Origin of the sequence: Brevibacterium sp. SIMBA_078 (genome assembly GCF_046534565.1) — a bacterium.
GTDB lineage: Bacteria > Actinomycetota > Actinomycetes > Actinomycetales > Brevibacteriaceae > Brevibacterium.
The window spans coordinates 1-332 of sequence record NZ_JAWRYQ010000091.1 but is presented as its reverse complement, the minus strand read 5'-3'; the positions used below and the strand labels follow the sequence as shown (position 1 = coordinate 332).

Below are 332 nucleotides of genomic sequence, written 5' to 3'. Positions count from 1 at the left end.
CCTATACGGGTACAGGTGCTTTGTGATCGTTTCAGGGAAATCAGTGTCATAAGAGTACGACACATCACCCATACTTCGACTTGCCAAACCTGCTGGCTTTAAGTTGTGCTCAGCGGCTTTCGCAACAAATATCTTTACACCCGCCGGCAGGTCATCTGCATCAAACTTGTTCTTACAAAAATCAGAAGCATATTCAACAAAAATAGGAACAACCTCAGACAAGTAATCATCGTGCTTATCTGTGGTCATTTCTATCATTCTTTTAATCTGTTGGATGTCCATTGGATCACCCTTTCAATTTTTCAAGCAGTGTTTCACGCTTCATGTTGTAA

General features: G+C 41.3%; 1 protein-coding gene. It reads right to left on the bottom strand.

Annotated features, from left to right (window positions below; genetic code table 11):
- A partial coding sequence (locus SB749_RS18990; RefSeq protein ID WP_410711671.1) for a phage head-tail connector protein occupies positions 1-282 on the bottom strand: 282 nt, incomplete at its 3' end.
- Between the last annotated feature and the right edge of the window lie 50 nt (positions 283-332).